20 protein-coding genes and 1 pseudogene are annotated in these 23464 nt (G+C 42.5%); 7 read left to right on the forward strand and 14 right to left on the reverse strand.

Features of this window, described 5'->3' with window-relative positions:
• Nucleotides 1–161: 161 nt before the first annotated feature.
• From FB592_RS04425 to FB592_RS04475, 11 genes and pseudogenes are all read right to left on the reverse strand, one after another.
• Nucleotides 162–1097 carry a DMT family transporter gene (locus FB592_RS04425; RefSeq protein ID WP_141949362.1) on the reverse strand — a complete coding sequence of 312 codons (936 nt, stop codon included), beginning with the start codon at nt 1095–1097 and terminating at the stop codon, nt 162–164.
• 151 nt (nt 1098–1248) lie between these two features.
• The gene (locus FB592_RS04430) at nt 1249–1695 is read right to left on the reverse strand and encodes a universal stress protein (protein WP_003227162.1); all 447 of its coding nucleotides are present in this window, start codon (nt 1693–1695) and stop codon (nt 1249–1251) included.
• 102 nt (nt 1696–1797) lie between these two features.
• Entirely contained in the window at nt 1798–3207 is a 1410-nt protein-coding gene (gene bglH / locus FB592_RS04435; RefSeq protein ID WP_141949312.1) for an aryl-phospho-beta-d-glucosidase, read from the reverse strand.
• A gap of 21 nt (nt 3208–3228) precedes the next feature.
• Nucleotides 3229–5058, reverse strand: coding sequence for a PTS beta-glucoside transporter subunit IIABC (bglP, locus tag FB592_RS04440; protein ID WP_141949313.1), 1830 nt, complete (start codon nt 5056–5058; stop codon nt 3229–3231).
• A gap of 296 nt (nt 5059–5354) precedes the next feature.
• On the reverse strand, nt 5355–5627 hold the full coding sequence (locus FB592_RS04445) for a DUF2247 family protein (protein WP_260438887.1): 273 nt from the start codon (nt 5625–5627) through the stop codon (nt 5355–5357).
• 19 nt (nt 5628–5646) lie between these two features.
• Nucleotides 5647–5871, reverse strand: coding sequence for a DUF2247 family protein (locus FB592_RS04450; RefSeq protein WP_141949314.1), 225 nt, complete (start codon nt 5869–5871; stop codon nt 5647–5649).
• A gap of 583 nt (nt 5872–6454) precedes the next feature.
• A complete protein-coding gene (locus tag FB592_RS04460) occupies nt 6455–6949 on the reverse strand; it encodes a YxiF family protein (protein ID WP_252382678.1) in 495 nt (164 codons plus the stop codon).
• 3 nt (nt 6950–6952) lie between these two features.
• On the reverse strand, nt 6953–7225 hold the full coding sequence (locus FB592_RS21025) for an HNH/endonuclease VII fold putative polymorphic toxin (RefSeq protein ID WP_151262545.1): 273 nt from the start codon (nt 7223–7225) through the stop codon (nt 6953–6955).
• Nucleotides 7226–8518 (reverse strand): annotated as a pseudogene (locus tag FB592_RS04465) (T7SS effector LXG polymorphic toxin); the annotation flags it as partial.
• A gap of 19 nt (nt 8519–8537) precedes the next feature.
• Complete coding sequence (locus FB592_RS04470) at nt 8538–8807, reverse strand: YwqI/YxiC family protein (protein WP_021481005.1); 270 nt, start codon at nt 8805–8807, stop codon at nt 8538–8540.
• An 11-nt stretch (nt 8808–8818) separates the two neighbouring features.
• On the reverse strand, nt 8819–9184 hold the full coding sequence (locus FB592_RS04475) for a YwqH-like family protein (RefSeq protein ID WP_003218945.1): 366 nt from the start codon (nt 9182–9184) through the stop codon (nt 8819–8821).
• A gap of 308 nt (nt 9185–9492) precedes the next feature.
• Between FB592_RS04475 and FB592_RS04480 the strand changes: the two genes are divergently transcribed.
• The gene (locus FB592_RS04480; RefSeq protein WP_141949316.1) at nt 9493–12627 is read left to right on the forward strand and encodes a DUF3427 domain-containing protein; all 3135 of its coding nucleotides are present in this window, start codon (nt 9493–9495) and stop codon (nt 12625–12627) included.
• A gap of 27 nt (nt 12628–12654) precedes the next feature.
• Here the strand turns inward: FB592_RS04480 and FB592_RS04485 are convergent, their stop codons facing one another.
• The 3 genes from FB592_RS04485 to abnB all read right to left on the reverse strand — a co-directional run bounded on the left by FB592_RS04485 (nt 12655) and on the right by abnB (nt 15439).
• Nucleotides 12655–13506 (reverse strand): hypothetical protein, encoded by an 852-nt coding sequence (locus tag FB592_RS04485; protein WP_260438888.1) that lies wholly within the window; start codon nt 13504–13506, stop codon nt 12655–12657.
• A gap of 6 nt (nt 13507–13512) precedes the next feature.
• A complete protein-coding gene (gene mutT / locus FB592_RS04490; RefSeq protein ID WP_014478449.1) occupies nt 13513–13920 on the reverse strand; it encodes an 8-oxo-dGTP diphosphatase MutT in 408 nt (135 codons plus the stop codon).
• A 109-nt stretch (nt 13921–14029) separates the two neighbouring features.
• Nucleotides 14030–15439 (reverse strand): arabinan endo-1,5-alpha-L-arabinosidase AbnB, encoded by a 1410-nt coding sequence (gene abnB / locus FB592_RS04495; protein ID WP_141949318.1) that lies wholly within the window; start codon nt 15437–15439, stop codon nt 14030–14032.
• 530 nt (nt 15440–15969) lie between these two features.
• Here abnB and hutP point away from each other — a divergent pair.
• The 6 genes from hutP (at nt 15970) to FB592_RS04525 (ending at nt 23443) form a co-directional block, all read left to right on the forward strand.
• Nucleotides 15970–16416: a histidine utilization transcription antiterminator HutP gene (hutP, locus tag FB592_RS04500; protein WP_003243875.1), complete on the forward strand. Its 447-nt coding sequence runs from the start codon at nt 15970–15972 to the stop codon at nt 16414–16416.
• A 112-nt stretch (nt 16417–16528) separates the two neighbouring features.
• The gene (hutH, locus tag FB592_RS04505; RefSeq protein ID WP_041850327.1) at nt 16529–18055 is read left to right on the forward strand and encodes a histidine ammonia-lyase; all 1527 of its coding nucleotides are present in this window, start codon (nt 16529–16531) and stop codon (nt 18053–18055) included.
• Entirely contained in the window at nt 18052–19710 is a 1659-nt protein-coding gene (gene hutU, locus FB592_RS04510) for a urocanate hydratase (RefSeq protein ID WP_064671744.1), read from the forward strand. Before hutH ends, hutU begins: the two co-directional genes overlap by 4 nt.
• A gap of 12 nt (nt 19711–19722) precedes the next feature.
• A complete protein-coding gene (hutI, locus tag FB592_RS04515; RefSeq protein ID WP_103804006.1) occupies nt 19723–20988 on the forward strand; it encodes an imidazolonepropionase in 1266 nt (421 codons plus the stop codon).
• Nucleotides 20981–21940, forward strand: a complete 960-nt coding sequence (gene hutG / locus FB592_RS04520) for a formimidoylglutamase (protein WP_049140874.1) — start codon at nt 20981–20983, stop codon at nt 21938–21940. The genes hutI and hutG overlap by 8 nt, the downstream gene beginning before the upstream one ends.
• A 75-nt stretch (nt 21941–22015) precedes the next feature.
• Nucleotides 22016–23443: an amino acid permease gene (locus FB592_RS04525; protein WP_032725050.1), complete on the forward strand. Its 1428-nt coding sequence runs from the start codon at nt 22016–22018 to the stop codon at nt 23441–23443.
• Nucleotides 23444–23464 lie beyond the last annotated feature (21 nt).

Raw genomic sequence — 23464 nt, forward strand, 5'->3', positions numbered from 1 at the left:
TCTCTCTCCTTTTGTAATAAAAGTAATATTCACTCAATAATCTTAACTAGACTGAAATATTATTACAATATTTTTCTAGAAAATTTATCTTATTTTAAGGATTAACGAGAGTCTATTGACCTAAAATAAAAAAAGCCGCATAGGCCTTTTTACTTTTTCCATTATTGCATTTGTTCAATATCCGTACCCTCAGCTGCCACATTCGCCTTCCCCTGCCTCCTGACAAGCGTCAAGGCCATGCCCGCAAAGATCATTACGATGCCAAGCGTTTGATAGAGGTCAGGGCGGAAGCCTGTGAAGACGGTATCGAGCACGATCGCGACAGCGGGGTCGAGAAATACAATGATTGAAATAAATTTCGTTGATAAAAATCGCAAACTGTCAAAAAACAACAAATATACAATACCCGTATGGATGATGCCGGTAGATACCACCATAATCCAGTTTCCCTGAGATAGGTCAGCAAAAGCGCCAAAGCGAATAAACGGAATCAGGATGATAACCCCTAAACCCGTCTGCAAGAAGGTGGTCGTGTAAGGACTGAGATTGTGAATGCCTTTTCCCAATAAAGTGGTGAACGCATAAAACAGTGCGGCGAGAACTGCCCATATGATCCCTGATCCCATCAGCTGTGTCAATGAAGTGCTGCCGTTAATCCCGGAAATCAGCGCAGTTCCCAGAAAGCAGATGATAATGGAGCTGACGGAGATCACATTTAATTTCTCTCTGTAGAAGAAGCTCCCCAGAAGAAGAACAAGCACCGGCGCTAGATGATAAACGGAGATGGCAATTGTAACGGACGTTTCTTCAAAAGACTTAAATAAAAACACCCAGTTGAATACAAGAAAGAAACCGCACGCCAATGTTTGAAGCACGTCTCTCTTGCTCCATTTTTCAGTTTTATACTGGCCGGACGCCAGCCAGCAAAGGCCTAAAAACAGCGTCGCGCAAAGGCAGCGGACAAAGACCAATTCAAATGACGGCAGATTGGTATGCTCTGAGAAAAAGCCGATGGAGCCGAAAATCACCATAGAGATGACCATTTTGATTACGGCTGTTGATTTTTGTTTTGACGATATGGAAAGATCCTGTTGCATCAAACGTATTCTACCTCCAATACTGCATAGCATAAACTGTTTTTTGTGAATTCAGAAATCTACACATAGAATTCCTCTTTTTTACATGTAGATATTATAACACTTCTATTCTAAATAAAAAAAAGCGCCCAAGGGCGCTTTTTTTACAAATCTATCGAACAATCAAAACCGGGCATGTTGATAATTGAGACACTTTATGGCTGACGCTTCCAAGCATCATTTCTTTCAGGCCGCTGATGCCACGGCTGCCGACTACGATCAGGCTGACGCCTTTCTCTTTTGCGTGATTTAGTATCTCATGCGCCGGCTCGCCATTCGCGTAAATGGTTTCAGCTTGAACGCCTTTTTCGGCTGCTTTTTCTTTTGCATTTTCAAGGATTTTCAGGCCCTCTTTTTTAACCTCGTTCCTGATTTCATCAATAAAGTGTTCAGGCACATAGACAATTCCCGTCAGAGAAGAAGTCGTGACGACGGCTTCTCTCCCCACATGAAGAATGCTTAGTTCCGCTTGCTGCTCTTTTGCCAAATGCACTGCGGCATCAAGCGCTTTTGCACTCATGTCTGATCCGTCAATCGCAACTAACATTTTGTTAAACATGCTCTTCCCGCCTTTCGGACTGTGGGTGGTTCATCTTTCTCTTTTATTGTCCGTCTGCATTTCGTTATTGTCAATTGAAGCGCATGAGTTTTCAAAAATTTGTCAGAGACTCTCTCCGTTTGTGGCGATAACCTGCTGATACCAGTTGAAACTTTTTTTCTTGATGCGGTTAAATGTTCCATTTCCTTCATTGTCCCTGTCCACATAAATGAAACCGTAGCGTTTTTTCATTTCCGCAGTAGATGCGCTCACAAGGTCAATTGGCCCCCATGATGTGTATCCGATTAATTCAACGCCGTCCGCAATGGCTTCGCGCGCTTCAAATAAATGATCACGCAGATAGTTGATTCTGTAATCGTCCTGAATCGTGCCGTCCTCTTCAACCTTGTCTACAGCGCCAAGGCCATTTTCAACAATGAACAGCGGCTTCTGATAACGGTCGTATAAGGTGTTGAGCGTGATGCGCAAGCCTTTCGGATCAATTTGCCAGCCCCATTCTGATGATTTGAGGTAAGGGTTTTTGACTCCGCCCAGCAGGTTGCCTCCTGATTTTGCAAGCTCTTCCGGATCTGTGCTCGCCGCCATCGACATGTAGTAGCTGAATCCAATATAATCCACCGTATGTTCTTTCAAGAGCTCTTCATCGCCTTCAGCCATTTCAATTTCAATATTGTTTTCTGCCAGATAGCGTTTCATATATCCCGGGTATGCGCCTCTTGCCTGAACATCTGAGAAGAAAAGTGTTTTGCGCTCATTCTCCATTGCCGCGAAGACATCCTCCGGCTTAGAAGTCATCGGATAGGTTGTCGTTGCCGCTATCATACAGCCGATTTTCGAATCAGGAATGATGTCGTGACCCGCTTTGACAGCAAGAGCACTGGCCACAAATTGGTGGTGTGCCGCCTGGTACATCGCGTTTAATTTGTTTTCTCCTTCTTCAAAGACAAGACCGCCTCCGGTAAACGGCGCATGGAGCACCACGTTAATTTCATTGAACGTCATCCAATACTTCACTTTGTGTTGATAGCGTTTAAAAACCGTTTTGGCATAGCGTTCATAAAACTCTATGACTTTGCGATTCTTCCAGCCGCCATAATTTTTCACTAAACCGAGCGGCATTTCATAATGAGAGATGGTTACGACAGGCTCAATATGATGCTTTAACAGCTCATCAAACAGATCATCATAAAATCTGAGACCGTCTTCATTGGGCTCCTCTTCATCGCCATTCGGAAAAATTCTCGTCCACGCAATCGATGTGCGGAACGCCTTAAATCCCATTTCTGCAAATAAGGCGATATCCTCTTTATAACGATAATAAAAGTCAATCCCGTTGTGATACAGATTCAAGGAAGTCATTGATTCATCAAATGGAGACATGATCCCGTTCGGCGATACGTCAGCTGTCGAAAGCCCCTTACCACCCTCGTTATAAGCACCCTCCACTTGGTTGGCAGCAACTGCGCCGCCCCATAAAAATCCTTCTGGAAATCGTTTTGCATTTGAACTCATATTGATCACCCCATCAGTTTTTTAAGATAAAGCAAGCAGCGCTTCTTTTGGCTGCACTTTACCGATCTCTTTCACCGGCGAAAACGAATATTGGTCTGTGTTGGTCACAATCACCGGGGTAATGACGTCATATCCCGCGGCTTTGATTTGCTCCAGATCAAAGGACACGAGCGGATCTCCCGGTGCGACCTTGTCGCCTTCTTTGACGTGAGCCGTGAACCATTGTCCCTCCAGCTTTACCGTGTCCAATCCAATGTGTATGAGTATTTCAGCTCCCTGATCACTCGTAATGCCAATTGCGTGTTTTGTTTTAAAAACGGTGGTAACGCTTCCACGAACAGGCGACACAACTTCTCCTTCTTCAGGCTCAATGGCAAATCCTTTTCCCATGATCCCGGCAGAAAACACTCCATCTTTGACTTCACTTAAGGCTTTCACTTCTCCCTTAATCGGGCTGTGAATGATCTCTCTGCTGCCTTCATGCACTGCCGGCTGCTGGCTGCCGTCAGAAGGCACATCCTCGAATCCAAGCAAATACGCAGCTGCTGTTCCCGCCGCAAACGCAATCACAAGGCCGATCATCGCGTAAATAAACGTTGGGCCGATAAAGACAGGGATGCTCGGGAGACCTGCATTACCTCCGACGATATAGGAAGCAACACCCGTCATGCCGTAAAACGCGCCACCGGCTGCACCGCCAATCAAAGCGGCCGCAAACGGCTTTTTCAATCGCATATTCACGCCGTACATCGCAGGTTCTGTAATCCCCATCAGCGCCGTGATGCTTGTGGTAAGCGCGAGTGATTTAAATTTTTTGTTTCTGGAGCGAAGGAAGACGGCAAATGATGCTCCCGCCTGCCCCATATTCGCCAAAAACATAGCCGGCAGTAAATAATCGTGGCCGTTTTGAGCGATGTTGTTGATCATGATCGGCACAAAGGCATAGTGCATGCCCGTCATAATGATTAAAGAGAATGTACCCGCCAGCAAAATCATCGCCACAAGCCCTGCATGATCAAACAAATAATTGACCCCAGAAGACAAGTATTCTCCTAAAATAGCGCCAAGCGGACCGACTGTAATCAATGTCAGCGGCACGACAATCAATAATGTCAACGTCGGAACCACAATCAATTTGAGAGATGCGTGTGTAAAACGGTCAATCCATTTTTCTACGAATGAAGCAATCCAAATCGCCAGCAAAATTGGGATGACCGTTGACGAATAAGTGGCAGCGGTTACAGGAAGCCCGATAAAGGAAATCGGTTTCCCCGCACCGAGCAGGGCTGTCAAATCCGGATGCAGAATCGCCGCCGCAATGGCTGCCGCTACGTACGGATTGCTTCCGAATTTTCTCGCCGCACTCATCGCTAGCAGGAGCGGCAGGAAGTAGAACGCGCCGTCACCGACAGCCGTCAAAATGACATGACCCTGGCTCTTCTCCGCCATCCAGCCAAACGTAACTGCCAGCGCAACAAGCCCTTTGATCATCCCCGCTCCCGCAATCGCAGGCAGAATCGGGGTAAACACACCAGAAATCACATCAAAGACCGCACTCAGCACATTCTTTTTCTGAGAGGATGAACCAGCGCTCTTTTCATCACTGAGATTGCTGTGCCGCACAATCGCCTGATACACCTTCGGCACATCGTTTCCGATAATGATTTGAAACTGCTCGCCGCTGATATTGGTGCCCATCACCCCCGGCAGCTGCTCCAGCTGACTGCGATCCGCCTTCGCGTTGTCATGAAGATTAAAACGCAGCCTCGTCATGCAGTGGATCACGCGCTGAACGTTGTCTTCACCGCCTACGAGTTGTAATATGTCCTTCGATAATTTATCATAATCCATGTGTATACCTCCTTTTTATGGGGGGACTGCTGGATGAAAGGTGGCCGCCTTTCACCAGCTTTTTTTGTATCAAATGCCGCATCACCTCCTAAAAGAGAATAAAAAAAACCTAAATGACACAGATTGCGAGAGTCTCCTCCTGCACCTGCACCATTTAGGTTTTGCCTGCTTTCACAGTAACAATCCTGACGGGTCGTTTTATTTGTTTGTAGGTATACTTTAGCACTAGATTCGCGGGATGTCAACGCTTTCATTTTTGGTGTTGACTAAGGTGATTGCTCAATAAGGACTATTTTTTATAACGGTAAGCCATTTTGTATATTTTGTTTTTTCCTTACTAAAAAATCTTGAAACAAATTGCATAATCTATTTATATTTTTTTCATAGGAATGTAAATGCGAGTTACATCCGTTATTAAAAGGATGATAATGAATAAAACCCGTCATATCTTCAGGGTAATTCATATCTGCATAAACTTCCGCAAGCTTACTCAAAAGTTCCATTGCATGATCACTATAGTTTGATATTACTTCAAGAAGAATAACGTATCTCCATTTTCTTTTTTCAATAGCATAGAAACTATTTTATTCAACTCGTAATATATTTTAAAATGGCTTCTTCAATATTATCCTTGTCTCCCCAAGCCAGTTCTAAAACTTCTTCTTGGTGTACACCGGGATGGTTCATTAAATATTCAACAGCATAATTCATTACTTCAATTTTGTTTATCCACCCTTGCTTCAACCCAACGTAAAGAGTTTTCCAATCGTCATTTACATGATGTACTTTGAAAGTATTTAAAGCGATTTTCAATTTCTAACATCCTTGCTTTCATATATGTCATTAAACAAAAATAATTCCAAGTTGCTTTTTAAATATAACCTTTACCTTTGGTTCGTTATGAATATATATAAATAGATCAGAATTACATCTCTTTAATTGAGTAACATTTATAAACTTAGATTCAAAAACAAGCAACTCATTGAAGGTGAGACTTAGATTGCACTCCAAAGCGTATACATCCATTGTCAGAATCAGTTTAAAGCCTTTCATATCTTGGATAGAGTATATGAATATTTCTGCAAGGGGATCACTCACCACGCTTATTGGCTCACTATCAAACAGTTCTAATAAATCATATTCATTATAAAAGGTAAAAATTACAAACCACCCCTTACTTTTTATTGTCGCTAGAAAAAGATGATAATTGTCAAAAACCTTGAAAGGTGCTCCCTTCAAGGTTTTTCTTTATTTTAATTCCTCTTCTAATATGTTGATTTCAATAATGATTCATTTATTTATCTTAATAAAAATTCATTACCCATATTCTACACTCTCTATCATTAACATAAATAAAAAGACATTTCTTCAACTGTTGTTCAATATATAAAAACCTTCATTTTTTGTTTTTTTCAGATAATCCCCAGACACAAAATTCATAGTGATATTCTGTCCGTTCTATACATAATCCGAATTTGAAATCTTCTGATGTAAGAATAAAATCTCCATATCCAATTGAAAATTTTGTGATTTCAAGCACTTTGTCCAAATTTATAAATATTTCGTCTAAAGATAATAAAACAGCCTCTATTTCATTTTCCCTAAAAAAAAGTAGCCTTGCTTCATTTGAACCCAATTCCAAATTCTCAAAAGTATCCTTTAATAATTGAATTGATTTTTGAATATTCTCTATATAATTAGTACCTTGTATTTGTTCTTTATTCAGCTTTGTGTCAAGAATTGAAAATGCTTTTTTGCAGAACAGCTCGTTTTCTTCAATATCTAAAAAGGAATCCTCAGTTATATGTAAGAAATCTAATTCTCTAATTAAATTTTTTCTTCTACTTTTCCTTTTTAGAAGTTCCATCTTTTTAACTCTCTCGTTATTCAAGTTTTAATCACCTTTTTTCTTAAACTTTCCTTTATTTTTATAACCTTCAAAATCCTCTGGTGAGTGACCAGGATACTGATTATATCTTCCTTTTTCTAGCGGATTACCTTTTAAATCATCAGCACCGTGAAAGTGGGGCCCCCGACCAAGTTTGTCTTCTCTATGCTCTATAATATATTTTTTCTTACCATCTACTTCAAATTCATATACCCTTCTATTCTCACTTGTTCCATCAAAAACGTCTACTGGCTTCTTATGTTGAGAAGAGTTAGGTATTCCTGCTCTCCTTTTGGCATCTCTAAAGGCTCCATTTTTAGTTAGTACCTTGTCATTTTTATTTTTCTTTGTACCTTTTTCAATCTTAGAAGCCTTCTTCGTCTTTTTCTCACCATTAATTAACTTATATATATTAAATTTTTGCAACTTAGCTATTTTCGAAATTGGTACCGCGTGAACAGTTGCAACAATCCGATCTTTACTCGAGACTTTTTCGCCTGTTATAGGATCTCTGCCTGTAGCAGCTCTAAACAGATCATTTATACCTGAAAACTCTACAGCCGTCTCTAAAATTTTCACATATCCATTCTCATCCACTTTAATGTCCGAAAGCGAGACGACAGGTTCAAGCTTCATGTCATTACCAGATATGTATACATTGTAAAGTGTATCATTATAAACGACTTGCTTAACCTCTGCATTTGAGAAATCAGTTTTTATATGTTCTCTATGTTCACTCGTATTATACACTTTACCATTGATAACGATGATATTTTTACTTACCTTTTTAGAATCACCCGTTTTGACAACTGAATCCACTTTAGACTTTTCATTCTCGGCTAATTTCTTCAACATCATCTCCATCGGAGAATCATCCGCCTGCTTCATTTGCGGGTTAATGGCGCCGAAGGTTTGGTTGATGTTTTCTTCCTCCTGCGATTTCAGGATAGAGCCGCTTTTGTAGCCTGTGATTTCAATTTTCGGACCGGTGTACATGGTTTCAAGCTGGTCTATATATTTTTTCATCGTTTGAAAATCTGATTTTGCGGTTTCTAGTGCTTGGGTTTGCTGGCCGTCAAATTGAAAGAGCTTATTCAGGGTGTCCGAAATCAGTCGCTCAGCCTGTTCTGTTTCCATCCGAAAAAAGGAATCATTGACTGTCGGCAGGCTGACGATGTGATCAATGGCTGATGTCTGGCGATTCACTGCGTCTGTGAGCTGCTCTGTCACTTCTCGTGCATGCTTGACCCCGTGTCTTGCATCGTGTGAGAGAAAAGCCTCTGCAATCATGCCATGGGAGTCAGATTCTACAGAGGAAATCGCATGCTGTGTTTGTTTCAGCACTTTTTTGTATTCGTCGATAAACATGCCAAAGAAAAGGAGAAAAGGCTTGTGGCACTCCTCGTAAAAGGTCCGGATGGCATCTCCGCCTTTTCCTTTCAGCGCATCCTTCATGCCTGCCAGATGCTCAACGCTTTTTTCCAGCTTCTCCAGCTGTTGTTTTTGCTTGTCCAGTTTCTCAATCGTATGCTGAATGCCCTCGTGAAGAGCGTGGACATCTAATGTTTTCAATCCCTTGTCCTCCCGCGCTTTATTTCATGGAAGATGATATGTTTTCGTCCGTTTCCTTCATGGCGTTTACCGCGCTTTCCGTTTGTGCGATATGCTTGGCCAGAACAGACGCATATGCTTCAGTGAGCTCTTTGATGTCCTTATTTAATTGCTCGATGGACTTCACAACATTCAAATGGTTTCTGCCTGAGAGATGGCCGGGTAAGGAGGACTTGAGTTCAGCTGAATTCTTGAGCTGAGAAAGCCCTTTCTTCACTGTGCCATACACCATTTTAATTTCCTGTGCCATTTGTGCTCACCTCACTTTTTATGTTTTTCCTTCTCTATTTCATGCTCTATCCTCGTAATTTGGCGTCTTATGGAATAGACATCGCCCTCTAATGAGTGGATTTTTCCTTCTATGCTTTCGATGATTCCGCTGACTTGATCGCTTTTGATTTGCTGATATGCTTTGTTCATTCCTTCACGAATATCTTCAAACCGCTGAGCATGTGTTCCTCTCCATGCCTCCCGGTTAAGATGAGGCCGGTGAATGAGATGCTGGGCCTCGGAGAATTCGTGTTTGATTTGCCTGATTTCGTGCAGCACTCGTTTTAATTGATGGATCTGTTCCTGCTTTTCATGTAAGTCGGCTTTTACCGAATGTAACAACATTTCACTATGCATGCCGCAACACCTCGTGTTTCTATCAAACTGTGTCAATTCTTTACAATACAGACTATTTTCATATTACATGATGGGTCATATTGGATAAATAGGTAAAAGGATTTGTCTTACACAGAATATAAATAAGTATATTTATCTATTATCCTTTTCATTCGACTTTCTTGCGAATAAAATCCTGCTTACACAGGACTTTAAGATCGGGTACAATCGTCCTCATTTGATTCGCGATGCCATTTACAAATATCTGTTACCTATAGTCAATAATAATGATAAAATTAGGATATCTATCTAAATATGGAGAGAGAAAAATGAAAAAAAACAGTGGTTTTCATGAAGAATTGCAAGAAAAGCACAAGCTTTATCCAGTAGAACATCGTTTTCAGCCTGTTTTACCGAAAGAATATACAGAAATTTTAACTTTACATATAGCAAAACAATTTGGCGAAAAAATCAAAACGCTTGTTCATCACGGACAATATAATCAGGCGGTTGAATTAACCCAAAAAATATCTTCTGATCTTGGTAATGATACTGCCTTTGCAATACCACTTTCTTCAGTTCTTTATCATGTAGGTGACCTGGATCTTCCTGTGTCAGAGCACTTTTCGCTATCACGGTTGAATCTACTCGGAAACTATAGAGCGGATGATAATTTTTTTAAAGCATTAAAGAATGAAATGTTAACTGCTGATCGTGTGGATTTTATGGTCAGTTTTACAAGATGGTCTGGCGTCCAACTTCTTATTCCACCATTACAAGAGCTTAATAAGCGTAATGTGCCAGTACGTATTATCACATCAACATATATGGGAATTACTGAACCTAAAGCCCTTAAACAGCTCATGAAATTTCAAAATGTCGACTTGAGAATTGTAAATGATTACAGTCAATCGTTTCATACAAAAGCTTACTTATTTGAACGTCTTTCAGGGCAACATAGTGTCATTATTGGATCATCAAATCTCTCGCAATCCGCTCTGACCACTGGGTATGAGCTAAATGCAAGAATACCAGATACAAAATATCTTCCAATTTTTCAACAAACAAAAGATGTCTTTAATAAAGTATGGGTCGAAAAAACACAACCGGTCGATGACCAGTTCTTAAAAGCTTATGAAGAATTTCAAGCAGCTAATCACAAAATGAGCGCGTCTCTCGTCTCTCAAAACTCTCTTTACCAAACAAAAATACAACCTAATGCCATGCAAGAAATAGCGCTTAAAAACCTCAAGAAAACGAGAGAACAAGGTGAGGAAAGGGCTGTTATTATCGCTGCAACTGGTACAGGGAAAACATATCTTGCAGCATTTGATTTTTCCGAATATCAACCAAAAAAATATCTTTTTATTGCTCATCGTGAGGAGTTACTAACTAAAGCCATTGAAACATTTGAAAAAGTCACAAATGACCATGATAACTTTGGATTGTTAACTGGATCGAAAAAAGAATGGAATAAAAGGTTTTTATTTAGCACAGTTCAAACCTTGTATAAAGAAGAAACATTAAAACGGTTTGCACCAGATGAATTTGATTACATTGCCATTGATGAATTTCATCATGCAGAAGCCTCTACCTATCAATCAGTGTTGAATTACTTTAAACCTGGATTCTTATTAGGTTTAACTGCAACTCCAGAACGTTTAGACGGTAAAGATGTACTTGAAATCTGCAATCATAATGTTGTCTATGAAATCCGCCTTCGAGATGCGTTAGAAGCTGAATTGCTTGCCCCATTTCATTATTTTGGTATTCCGGACCATACTGTTGATTACGATAAAGTGAAAATAACAAACGGGGTCTACGATGAACGTTCATTGGTTAATCATTTGAAAAATCATGAGCGGGTCGATTATGTAATAAAGATGATAAATATGTACGGTTTCGACGGAGAAAGAATGTGTGGATTGGGCTTCTGTACTAACGTTGAACATGCCCAATATATGAGCCAAGAATTTAATCAATTAGGATTCCATACAACTTATTTAACAGGGCAAGATTCCTCAGCACAACGTCAGAAAGTGATTAGAGAACTTGAAGATCCGCATCATAGTTTAGAACTGATTTTTACAGTAGATATTTTTAATGAAGGCATTGATATACCAAAATTAAACTTACTGCTTTTTTTGAGACCGACTGAATCACCAACCATATTTATTCAACAGTTAGGAAGAGGATTAAGAAAGACTGATGATAAAGAGTTTGTAACGGTACTTGATTTTATAGGAAACTATCAAAAATCGTTTGTTATACCGCTAGCCCTTTCCGGACAAACTAGCCAAAAATCCTTTGATAAAGATTCATTACGAGTTGCGGTTACCCATGAGTTTGCAGACTTACCAGGTGGATCTTATGTAGATCTTGCATCTGTAACGAAGAAAGAGATTTTACACAAAATTGATAGTATTAAATTAAATTCAGCTGCCATGCTAAAAACATTATATTATCAATTTAAACGAGATATTGGGCGTTCTCCAGAGCTACTTGATTTTCTTTATTCAGATCAAGCTCCAGGTCTTACCTTTTTTATAAAAAAATATAAGTCTTGGGTCGAAACGAAAAGAAAAATGGATGACCTTCATTCTTTAGATAAAGAAGTATTAAATGATTCGTTAGTTTTAAGAATGGTATCCTGGTTAGAGCAACAGTTTCCGATTAAGTGGCCCTATGATTTATTATTGTTACAATGTGGATTTAATATACAGAGAATCACTGTAGAGGATGTTAAAAAGTCTTTAGAAGATACATTTCATTTAAAAATCAAAAATACTAATATACACGACAACTTGATTAAACGATCTATGGAGCGTTTATCCACACCACATAAGAAACAACAATGGAGTTTTGGTACAGTGGAGGAAAATACGTTCATACTACAATTAAATATTTTTGAACGTTTATGCCATCCTCGGTTTGGTCCTTATATTAAGGAGCGTATCCAGTATGGTTTAACCGAATTTAGACGCATGAATAATTTAGAAGCACTTTTATCTAGTGAACTACAACTCACCTTGTATCAAACATATACTAGAAATGAACTCATACATTTATTTCAATCAACTGATCAAGAGGGAACGTGGCGAGAAGGTGTAAGGAGAGTTAACAATAACTACTTAATTTTTATTACATTAAATAAATCTAAAAAAGTTGAGGACCATTTGTTATATAAAGATTACTTTATAGATCCCCATCATTTTCACTGGCAAAGTCAAAATCAAACATCACATGATTCTCCTGTAGGTCAGAATTTTATTAACCATAGACAAAAAGAATATAAAATACATCTTTTCGTGCGTAAATTTAGCGAAATGCATGATATCACCTTACCTTTTATTTATCTAGGTAAAGTAGATTACGTATCAAGCAATGGGGACAAACCTATGAATGTAATATGGAAGCTCCATCAGTCTGTCCCAGAAAACTTGTATGTTGATTTAATAAATTAAAGAAGCAATTGTTGGCAAGATGCTTATTTAAATAGCTTTGTTACATTTACAACTCTTTTTTGGATCTTTAAAGTTTTTATAATCATCTTTCACGCTTTTAAGAAGTCTATCTAATGCCGTAAAAACAGTTAATATTAAGAAACTAAAGTAATCAATAGATTTGTTTTGGCCTTCTAAATTCAGTAGAATTTTAAAATCTTCGTAACTTTTATTAATAGTTATAATTAATAATATAATATAAATCATAATTCTTCGCACATCTTGTTTAGCACTGTTGAAAGTAGAAAAATATACCCAACTAGCTAAACCAAATGGTAAGGACATCCAAAAAACATAGCGAATGGTATTAGGTATATCCGTAAATAAAGATGAGAAACTATATAAAATAAATACAATAAGTAGATGTATATAAAAACTTAACAAACTTTCAACTAATACTTTCATTCGCGTGTAGATATAACTTTCTTTATCTATTTTCTTTATTAAAGTTTCTATTGGGCTAACATATTTATAGCTGCTTTTATCTAACTGTTTCTTTATATTTAAATTGAAGTTACCAATAAAAATTGTATAAAAGATAACAATAGCAGCTGATATTAAAAAAATATATAAATATTTAGAAGTGTTGAATTTTATAATCCACATAAGAGTTGTTATTAAGAAAATGAATGTAAGTATTATAAAAATAATCTCACTAACCTTCAAAAATCTAATATATTTCTTATTTGGATTATAACCTGTAGAAACAATTAATTTATATTTCCTAAACAAATAGTTACTAATAAGCTCAATGAAAAAGAATGTTTTATTTATAATATACTTAGAAAGTAAAATTATTAGAGCAATGACCAAAATTACTATGAAGAAAGTTATAATCATTGACAATTAACAGGTCCCCTTTGTTTCATTTTTCAATAAATTAACAGTTGGAATATCAGCAGGTGCCCATTCAAGTGACTCAAGTTCACTCACGGGCACCCATCTGAGTTCCGAATGTTCTTTGGCAAAAGGTTCACCCTCAATAATTTTCGCTTGAATAGAAATCAAATTTATAATGATTTTCTCATATTCGTGATGAATGTCAGCGATAATTTCACCGACTTCAATTTTACAACCAAGCTCCTCATGAATTTCCCTCACAAGAGCTTCTTGTGCATTCTCTCCCTCTTCAAGTTTCCCTCCTGGGAACTCCCATAGATTAGCCAAAGACATGGTTGGCGAACGAAGTGCACATAATATCATATTCTTATCGTTTTGAATTACTGCTGCAGCAACTTTGATTGTTTTTTTCAATAGATTTCTCCCTTTCTGATAAATATTTTTCTCGCCTCATATTAATACTATGGATTCTAAAGTAAAGAAGCAATGAAAAAACGCCTTCCCTCGAAGGCGCTTCTCCATCTTATTTAGATCCCCAAACAGCCTCACCGCTGCCATTCAACACACTAAACGTCATGACGTTCTTCTCTCTCACCGAATCCCACTGGCGTAAAAATACCCCGTTATACTTCTTGCCCGCTAACGTGATGTCGGCTGTATTTTTTCCGGTTTTCTTCCATGTTCCGGTCATTTCCCCGGAAATGGTGTGGTTTTTGTTGAGCTGGATGTTGATGGTTTTTTTGATGTCGGCTGAGATGTCTTTTCCGTGCTGGATGAGTTTGTATGTTCCTGTGATATCTTTTTGTTTTACTTCTTTCAGTGTTTCGCCCGCATAACGATATGGCGCTGCTACCGGCCAGCCGTCTTTGTTCATGAACAGTTGGTGGACTCTGACTTCGTGTTCTTCACCCCTGCCCGGGAAGCGGGTGTGGAAGATTAAATAGGAACGCCCGGTTTTTTCGTCATAGTATGCGGAGTTGTGGCCTGGTGAGACGTACCCGGTGCCTTTTTCATTTTCTGTTTCAAAAGTGTAGCTGCCCATGAGTTTGACGCCGTATGGTTCGATGGAACGGTCGTCGAAGAATGTGCCTTCTTTGCCGCGGACGTCGAGCATTGGATTGCCTTCTGCATCATAGTAAGGGCCGTCTGGTTTCTTGGAGCGGGCCACACGGATGTTATAGCCGCCTGTTGCATCGAGACCGCCATATGATAGGTATAAGTAGTAGTATTGGGTGTCTGGATTATAGAGAACATACGGGCCTTCGATTCTGCTGTGGTTGCCGCCGAGCAGTTTTTTCCCGTATCCCTGTCCAGGAAGCGGGAAGCCCGTTTTCGGATTCATTTCAAGTATGAAAATGCCGCCTGAGTATGATCCGTACACCATCCACAGCTTGCCGTCTTTATCAAAGAAGGTATGCGGGTCGACGACATTCGGATGTTTGGTTGCGTCATACGGTGTTCCATCACTGCTTGTGCCTTCCATTCCTGATTTCAAAAAGATGCCTTTGTTTTTGTATGGCCCTTCGATGTTGTCAGCGACGGCAACACCCATGGCGGATCTTGGCGAGTCGCCGCGGCAGGCGTTGTAGTACATGTAGTATTTGCCGTCCGCCAGCTGCGTGACGTCAGCCGCCCAAAGAGTATCGGATTGCGCCCATTCGAAGGTTTCTTTTAATTCTTTATAGACATTCGGGATAAGTGGGTTGTCATTGCTTACGCTGGTGGTCAGCTGCTGCCATTGCATGAGGTCATTTGTTTTTGCTGAAGCGAGATGAGATCCAAAAACATAAAAGGTGCCATTTGTTTCAATGATGGAAGGATCATGAACGCTGACTTCTTTAAATACGGGTTTTCGTGCATTGGCGGAGTTTGGCAGGGTGAAGGCCATGATAAGAGCTGCAAGAAAACATACACGGAACAATCGGTTGAACATCTAAACAATTCGCCTCTCTTTTTTATTAAATTTTAAACGCTTACATTTCCCTATGAAGATACCCCGGCCTATTAAAACAGCCGAATGTTTTCATATTCAAACAGATAGGTGATTTCTCACTGTTCTCTTACATAGTCAGACTGATGTCTGTCTGTTTTGCGCAGAACTGCTGCTTGCATACTCTCTATTCATAGTTCAACCCTTTTGCCGTTTCTCCTTCTTCAATTACTTCTGTTTCTTCATTTGCGTACATAATGAACGCTTTGTCCGGTCTTGTAAAGTCGTCGACTTTTCTCCGGCAACTTCGCCTCTTTTTGGCATTTTACCTCTCATTGTCAACAATATAACAGCGGCCGCTTGCACTTCTGTCTGGGTATTCGTGTGCAATGTCCTGCTTTCTGCGTCGCGCTATTACAATAGCAATCTAACTTGTTAAAGACTGTAAAAAATCTTTTGACTTCTGCTGCTGAACCAATTAATATAATACTCAGTTAATAGTTATCAGAATTTTTAGGAATTGAGTGATTCATATGACACTGCATAAAGAGCGTCGGATCGGCCGGCTGTCTGTTCTCCTGCTGCTGAATGAGGCGGAAGAAAGTACGCAGGTTGAGGAGCTGGAGCGAGACGGATGGAAGGTCTGTCTTGGCAAGGTAGGATCAATGGACGCGCATAAAGTAGTAGCCGCAATTGAAACCGCTTCCAAAAAGAGCGGTGTCATTCAATCTGAGGGTTATCGGGAGTCACATGCGCTTTATCATGCGACGATGGAGGCTTTGCATGGCGTGACCAGAGGTGAAATGCTGCTAGGATCGCTGCTTCGGACGGTGGGCTTGAGGTTTGCCGTTTTGAGGGGAAATCCTTATGAAAGTGAAGCGGAAGGCGATTGGATTGCTGTCTCGCTTTACGGAACAATCGGGGCGCCGATTAAAGGTCTTGAGCACGAGACATTCGGTGTTGGAATTAATCACATATGAAACAGCCCATAGATCTTAGACGATAGGGGGCTATGCGTGAAAACAGAAGTTCACAGCATAGCTCCTTTTTGTATGGGCGCTTTACCAAAGTAAAGAAAAAGGAGTTGGGCTTATGGTGACTTTAGACGGTTCTTCATTGACAACAGCCGACGTCGCTCGTGTGCTGTTTGATTTTGAGGAGGCAGCGGCTTCTGAGGAAAGTATGGAGCGCGTGAAAAAAAGCAGAGCGGCAGTGGAACGGATTGTACGCGACGAAAAGACAATCTACGGCATCAACACCGGATTTGGCAAATTCAGCGATGTCCTGATTCAGAAAGAAGACTCGGCGGCGCTGCAGCTAAATTTAATCCTTTCTCATGCCTGCGGAGTCGGCGACCCTTTTCCTGAGTGTGTTTCTAGGGCAATGCTGCTTTTGCGTGCCAATGCGCTGTTAAAAGGCTTTTCCGGTGTACGCGCTGAGCTGATCGAACAGTTGCTTGCTTTTTTAAATAAACGCGTCCATCCTGTCATCCCCCAGCAGGGATCACTTGGCGCAAGCGGAGATCTGGCGCCGCTTTCCCACCTGGCGCTTGCGCTGATCGGGCAAGGAGAGGTCTTTTTTGAGGGGGAAAGAATGCCGGCAATGACAGGCTTGAAAAAAGCCGGTATTCAGCCGGTAACGCTGACATCCAAGGAAGGGCTTGCCTTGATTAACGGGACTCAGGCCATGACTGCAATGGGAGTGGTCGCCTACATTGAAGCTGAGAAACTAGCCTATCAAACAGAGCGAATTGCCAGCTTAACGATTGAAGGCTTGCGGGGAATTATCGATGCATTTGACGAGGATATTCACTTAGCCCGCGGCTATCAGGAGCAGATCGATGTCGCAGAACGAATTCGCTTTTATCTATCTGACAGCGGCCTGACAACCTCCCAGGGAGAACTGCGGGTTCAGGATGCCTATTCATTGCGCTGTATTCCGCAAGTACACGGTGCGACTTGGCAGACACTAGGCTATGTCAAAGAAAAATTAGAGATTGAAATGAACGCAGCTACAGACAATCCACTCATTTTCAATGACGGTGACAAAGTGATTTCCGGCGGAAACTTTCACGGACAGCCGATCGCCTTTGCCATGGATTTTCTGAAAATCGCAATATCAGAGCTTGCGAATGTCGCAGAGCGCCGGATCGAACGACTTGTGAATCCGCAGCTGAATGACCTGCCGCCGTTCCTGAGCCCTCATCCCGGTCTGCAATCCGGTGCAATGATCATGCAGTACGCCGCGGCCTCACTCGTTTCTGAAAATAAAACACTGGCCCATCCGGCAAGTGTGGATTCCATTCCGTCATCCGCCAACCAAGAGGACCATGTCAGCATGGGAACCATCGCCGCTCGGCATGCTTATCAGGTGATCGCAAATACAAGGAGAGTCATTGCGATCGAAGCCATTTGCGCATTGCAGGCTGTTGAATACAGAGGCATAGAACATGCTGCGTCCTATACGAAACAGCTTTTTCAAGAAATGAGAAAAGTCGTGCCGTCCATTCAGCAGGACCGTGTTTTTTCCTATGACATTGAACGCTTGACTGACTGGCTGAAGAAGGAATCTTTAATACCTGATCATCAGAATAAAGAACTAAGGGGGATGAACATATGACTGATGTAAAAAAATCAATCCGTGCCAACAGAGGAACAGAGCTTGAATGCTTAGGATGGGAGCAAGAGGCAGTGCTTCGGATGCTTCGAAACAACCTTGATCCAGAAGTCGCCGAGAAGCCGGAGGACCTCATCGTATATGGCGGGATTGGCAAAGCCGCACGAGATTGGGACGCTTTTCACGCCATTGAGCATTCCTTGAAAACATTAAAAAATGATGAAACATTGCTCGTGCAATCCGGAAAGCCCGTTGGCATGTTCCGTACACACCCGCAGGCCCCTCGCGTGCTCCTAGCAAATTCTGTTCTTGTTCCGAAGTGGGCAGACTGGGAGCATTTCCACGAACTTGAGAAAAAAGGGTTGATGATGTACGGACAGATGACGGCTGGCAGCTGGATTTACATTGGCTCACAAGGCATATTGCAAGGAACCTATGAAACCTTCGCTGAGCTGGCGCGACAGCACTTTGGAGGCAGCTTAAAAGGAACGTTGACGCTGACAGCGGGTCTCGGCGGAATGGGAGGCGCCCAGCCGCTGTCAGTCACGATGAATGAAGGCGTCGTGATTGCCGTCGAGGTTGACGAGAAACGCATCGACAAGCGGATCGAAACAAAATACTGCGATCGAAAAACAGCATCGATTGAGGAAGCCTTAGCTTGGGCTGAAGAGGCAAAGCGGGCAGGAAAACCTTTGTCCATTGCACTTCTCGGAAACGCAGCTGAGGTGCATCACACACTTTTGAACCGAGGCGTCAAAATTGATATTGTGACAGATCAGACATCTGCCCATGACCCTTTAATCGGTTATGTTCCCGAGGGCTATTCCCTTGATGAAGCTGACCGTTTGCGTCAAGACACTCCAGAGCTTTACGTGCGCCTTGCGAAGCAAAGCATGAAAAAACATGTCGAAGCCATGCTGGCCTTTCAGCAAAAGGGCTCTATTGTATTTGACTACGGCAACAATATCCGGCAAGTCGCAAAGGATGAAGGGCTGGAGAATGCCTTCGATTTTCCGGGGTTTGTCCCTGCCTACATCCGCCCCTTATTCTGTGAAGGAAAAGGGCCGTTCCGTTGGGCGGCGCTTTCCGGAGATCCGGCAGATATTTACCGTACGGATGCGTTATTAAAAGAGCTGTTCCCGACAAATAAAGCCCTTCACCGCTGGATTGATATGGCACAGGAAAAAGTCACCTTCCAAGGCTTGCCGTCCCGTATCTGCTGGCTTGGATATGGAGAACGAAAAAAGATGGGCCTCGCCATTAACGAGCTGGTTAGAACCGGGGAGCTAAAAGCGCCTGTCGTTATTGGGAGAGATCATTTGGACTGCGGGTCTGTCGCCTCTCCAAACCGGGAAACAGAAGCGATGAAGGACGGAAGTGACGCTGTCGGTGATTGGGCTGTGCTAAATGCGCTTGTCAACACGGCGGCGGGTGCAAGCTGGGTTTCCTTCCACCATGGCGGCGGCGTCGGAATGGGCTATTCCCTGCATGCCGGCATGGTTGCAGTGGCCGATGGAAGTGAGCTGGCTGACGAGCGGCTCGCGCGGGTCTTAACGAGCGACCCAGGAATGGGCATTATCCGTCATGCGGATGCGGGTTATGAACGTGCCGTTGAAGTAGCGAAGGAACAGGACATTATCGTGCCGATGCAAAAATAAAGGAGTGATGACATGCCAAAGCAAATTGATACGATTCTCATCAACATCGGTCAGCTTTTGACGATGGAAAGCAGCGGTCCGCGGGCAGGCAAAAGCATGCAGGATCTTCATGTGATCGAAGACGCTGTTGTCGGCGTCCATGAACAGAAAATTGTGTTCGCCGGACAAAAAGGGGCTGAAGCCGGTTACGAGGCAGACGAAATCATTGACTGTTCGGGACGCCTTGTAACGCCTGGCCTCGTTGATCCGCACACCCATCTTGTATTTGGCGGATCTCGTGAAAAGGAGATGAACCTTAAGCTTCAGGGCATTTCATATTTGGATATTCTGGCGCAGGGCGGCGGGATTCTGTCTACAGTCAAGGATACCAGGGCGGCTTCAGAAGAAGAGCTGCTGCAAAAAGCCCATTTTCATCTGCAAAGAATGCTGTCCTACGGCACAACCACAGCAGAAGTGAAAAGCGGCTACGGCTTGGAAAAAGAGACAGAGCTCAAACAATTGCGTGTCGCAAAAAAACTGCATGAAAGCCAGCCTGTTGACCTTGTTTCCACATTTATGGGAGCCCATGCGATTCCTCCCGAATATCAAAACGATCCAGATCAATTTCTGGATCAAATGCTTTCCCTTTTGCCGGAAATCAAAGAGCTGGAGCTCGCCAGCTTTGCTGATATTTTTACAGAAACAGGCGTTTTTACAGTCAGCCAATCCCGCCGTTATTTACAAAAAGCAGCTGAGGCAGGCTTCGGATTAAAAATACACGCAGATGAAATCGATCCGCTTGGAGGTGCTGAATTAGCAGGTGAGCTAAAGGCCGTCTCAGCCGACCATTTGGTAGGTGCATCGGACGAAGGCATAAAGAAATTGGCTGAGGCAGGAACGATCGCCGTCCTCTTGCCGGGCACGACATTTTATCTTGGCAAAAGCACATACGCCAGGGCAAGAGCTATGATTGATGAAGGTGTATGTATCAGCTTGGCAACGGATTTTAACCCTGGCAGCTCGCCGACTGAAAATATCCAGCTGATCATGTCGATTGCCGCGCTTCATCTGAAGATGACTGCAGAAGAAATATGGCACGCGGTCACAGTCAATGCCGCATACGCCATAGGGAAAGGAGAAGAAGCCGGTCAGCTCAAAGTCGGCCGCTCAGCTGATCTAGTCATTTGGCAAGCCACGAACTATATGTATATTCCGTATCACTACGGGGTTAATCATGTACATCAAGTCATGAAAAACGGAACAATTGTTGTCAACAGGGAGGGAGCCATTCTTGGATAAGTACCCTTTTCTCAGAGAGGCCGGATCTTCGTTTAAAGACCGGGATGTCACAAAAATGAGCGACCTGATCGCAACATGGGACGGCCAGGACATTAAGGGACCGGCGTTGATAGGTGTCCCCCTATCAAAATCCTCCATCAGTCATTCAGGCGCTTCCTTTGCACCCGGAACAATACGCCAGGCTCTGAAACATTCATCAGCCTATTCTGCTGAGCTTGGAGAGCACGTCGTATCAGAGCTTCTATATGATCTGGGGGATATCGATATTCATGTCACTGATATCGTAAAGTCACATCATCACATTTTCCAAACCATGCACGCTCTGCTTTCGGACCATCCGGATTGGGTGCCGCTCATACTTGGGGGAGATAACTCTATCAGCTACTCCACAATAAAAGCGATAGCACAAACAAAAGGAACGACAGCGGTGATTCAATTTGATGCCCATCACGATGTTCGCAATACGGAGGACGGGGGGCCGACAAACGGCACCCCCTTCCGCCGCCTTTTGGATGAAGAGATTATTAAAGGTCAACATTTGATCCAGCTGGGTATCAGAGAATTCAGCAACAGCCAGGCCTATGAAGCATATGCAAAAAAACATAGCGTGAACATTCACACGATGGACATGATCCGCGAAAAAGGACTCATCTCCACGATAAAAGAGGTTTTGCCAGCCGTTCAAAATAGAACAGATTTCATTTTTATATCTGTTGACATGGATGTCTTAGACCAGTCCCATGCACCCGGCTGTCCAGCGATTGGCCCGGGCGGCCTCTATACAGACGAATTGCTTGAAGCAGTCAAGTACATCGCACAACAGCCCAATGTCGCCGGGATTGAAATTGTTGAAGTCGATCCTACCCTCGATTTTCGAGATATGACAAGCAGAGCTGCAGCTCATGTTCTGTTACACGCATTAAAAGGAATGAAACTCTCCCCATTCAAGTGATCTTCTGGCAGGTTGTATTTTGGGTATAAGAAACTCATCTGCCTAATGAATGGCAGCTAAAAGGAGGGCGAGACAGTGAATCTTCAGGAGAACAGCAGCCAACAGCTAAAACGCACAATGAAAAGCAGGCACCTATTTATGATCTCATTGGGAGGCGTCATAGGCACAGGACTTTTCCTCAGTACGGGCTATACGCTACATCAAGCCGGACCCGGCGGTACGATACTCGCTTATGTAATCGGCGGGTTGATGATGTACCTCGTCATGCAATGTCTCGGCGAATTGTCGGTTGCCATGCCGGTGACCGGCTCTTTTCAAAAATATGCTACAACATTTATCGGTCCATCTACCGGTTTTATGGTCGGCATCATGTACTGGATCAATTGGGTGGTGACGGTAGGCTCTGAGTTTACCGCATCAGGTATTCTCATGCAGCGCTGGTTCCCTGACAGCAGTGTATGGATGTGGAGTGCGATTTTTGCAGCCCTTCTTTTTATATGCAACGCATTTTCAGTTAAGTTATTTGCGGAAACTGAATTTTGGTTTTCCAGCGTAAAGATTGTCACCATTATTTTATTTATCATTTTAGGAGGAGCCGCCATGTTTGGCCTGATCTCTTTAAACGGAACGGCGGATGCTCCTATGTTGTCAAACTTCACGGACCATGGCGGGCTGTTTCCGAATGGCTTTCTCGCCGTTTTTATCGCGATGATATCTGTGAGTTTTGCCTTTTCTGGTACAGAGTTAATCGGCGTTACAGCAGGAGAATCAGCAAATCCTCAAAAGGATATTCCGCGATCCATCCGTAATGTCGCATGGAGAACCGTGATTTTTTTCATTGGCGCTGTCTTCATATTATCCGGGTTGATTTCTTGGAAGGACGCAGGCGTGATTGAAAGCCCGTTTGTAGCCGTATTTGCGGAGATCGGAATCCCTTACGCTGCTGATATTATGAATTTCGTGATATTAACAGCCTTGCTGTCTGTCGCCAACTCAGGCTTATATGCTTCGACCCGTATGATGTGGTCGTTAGCAAATGAAAACATGATCAGCTCCCGTTTTAAGAAAGTGACATCTAAAGGCATTCCTTTAAATGCCTTAATGATCAGTATGGCTGTATCTTGTTTATCTCTCGTTTCCAGTATCGTGGCCCCTGGAACTGTCTATGTGGTGATGGTAGCAATTGCTGGATTTGCAGGAGTCGTGGTCTGGATGAGCATTGCCTTGTCCCAACTCTTGTTTCGAAAGAGATTTTTGAAAAAAGGGGGGAATGTAAAAGATCTGACATTTCGCACGCCGCTTTATCCTCTTATGCCTATAGCCGCTCTCTTATTATGTTCTGCTTCTTGTATCGGTCTGGCTTTTGATCCCAATCAAAGAATCGCACTTTTCTGCGGAGTTCCTTGTATCATCCTTTGCTATCTCATCTACCATTTCAAAAGAAATGTTACAAAAGCGAAAAAAATCAGCCAAGAGGAATATCCAGCCGATCACATCCTATAATTAAAAAAGCACACCCCGCTC

It is taken from the genome of Bacillus sp. SJZ110 (genome assembly GCF_006715455.1).
In the GTDB taxonomy this organism is placed as follows: domain Bacteria; phylum Bacillota; class Bacilli; order Bacillales; family Bacillaceae; genus Bacillus; species Bacillus subtilis.

Excerpts from the sequence above, each read along its gene's own strand:
- bglH (WP_141949312.1), bottom strand. The coding sequence starts at position 3,207 with ATGAGTTCAAATGCAAAACGATTTCCAGAAGGATTTTTATGGGGCGGC.
- hutI (WP_103804006.1), top strand. The coding sequence starts at position 19,723 with ATGCCAAAGCAAATTGATACGATTCTCATCAACATCGGTCAGCTTTTG.
- hutU (WP_064671744.1), top strand. The coding sequence starts at position 18,052 with ATGACTGATGTAAAAAAATCAATCCGTGCCAACAGAGGAACAGAGCTT.
- FB592_RS04425 (WP_141949362.1), bottom strand. The coding sequence starts at position 1,097 with ATGCAACAGGATCTTTCCATATCGTCAAAACAAAAATCAACAGCCGTA.
- FB592_RS04430 (WP_003227162.1), bottom strand. The coding sequence starts at position 1,695 with ATGTTTAACAAAATGTTAGTTGCGATTGACGGATCAGACATGAGTGCA.
- FB592_RS04470 (WP_021481005.1), bottom strand. The coding sequence starts at position 8,807 with ATGGCACAGGAAATTAAAATGGTGTATGGCACAGTGAAGAAAGGGCTT.
- bglP (WP_141949313.1), bottom strand. The coding sequence starts at position 5,058 with ATGGATTATGATAAATTATCGAAGGACATATTACAACTCGTAGGCGGT.
- FB592_RS04475 (WP_003218945.1), bottom strand. The coding sequence starts at position 9,184 with ATGCATAGTGAAATGTTGTTACATTCGGTAAAAGCCGACTTACATGAA.
- hutP (WP_003243875.1), top strand. The coding sequence starts at position 15,970 with ATGACACTGCATAAAGAGCGTCGGATCGGCCGGCTGTCTGTTCTCCTG.
- hutH (WP_041850327.1), top strand. The coding sequence starts at position 16,529 with ATGGTGACTTTAGACGGTTCTTCATTGACAACAGCCGACGTCGCTCGT.
- FB592_RS04485 (WP_260438888.1), bottom strand. The coding sequence starts at position 13,506 with ATGATTATAACTTTCTTCATAGTAATTTTGGTCATTGCTCTAATAATT.
- FB592_RS04480 (WP_141949316.1), top strand. The coding sequence starts at position 9,493 with ATGAAAAAAAACAGTGGTTTTCATGAAGAATTGCAAGAAAAGCACAAG.
- abnB (WP_141949318.1), bottom strand. The coding sequence starts at position 15,439 with ATGTTCAACCGATTGTTCCGTGTATGTTTTCTTGCAGCTCTTATCATG.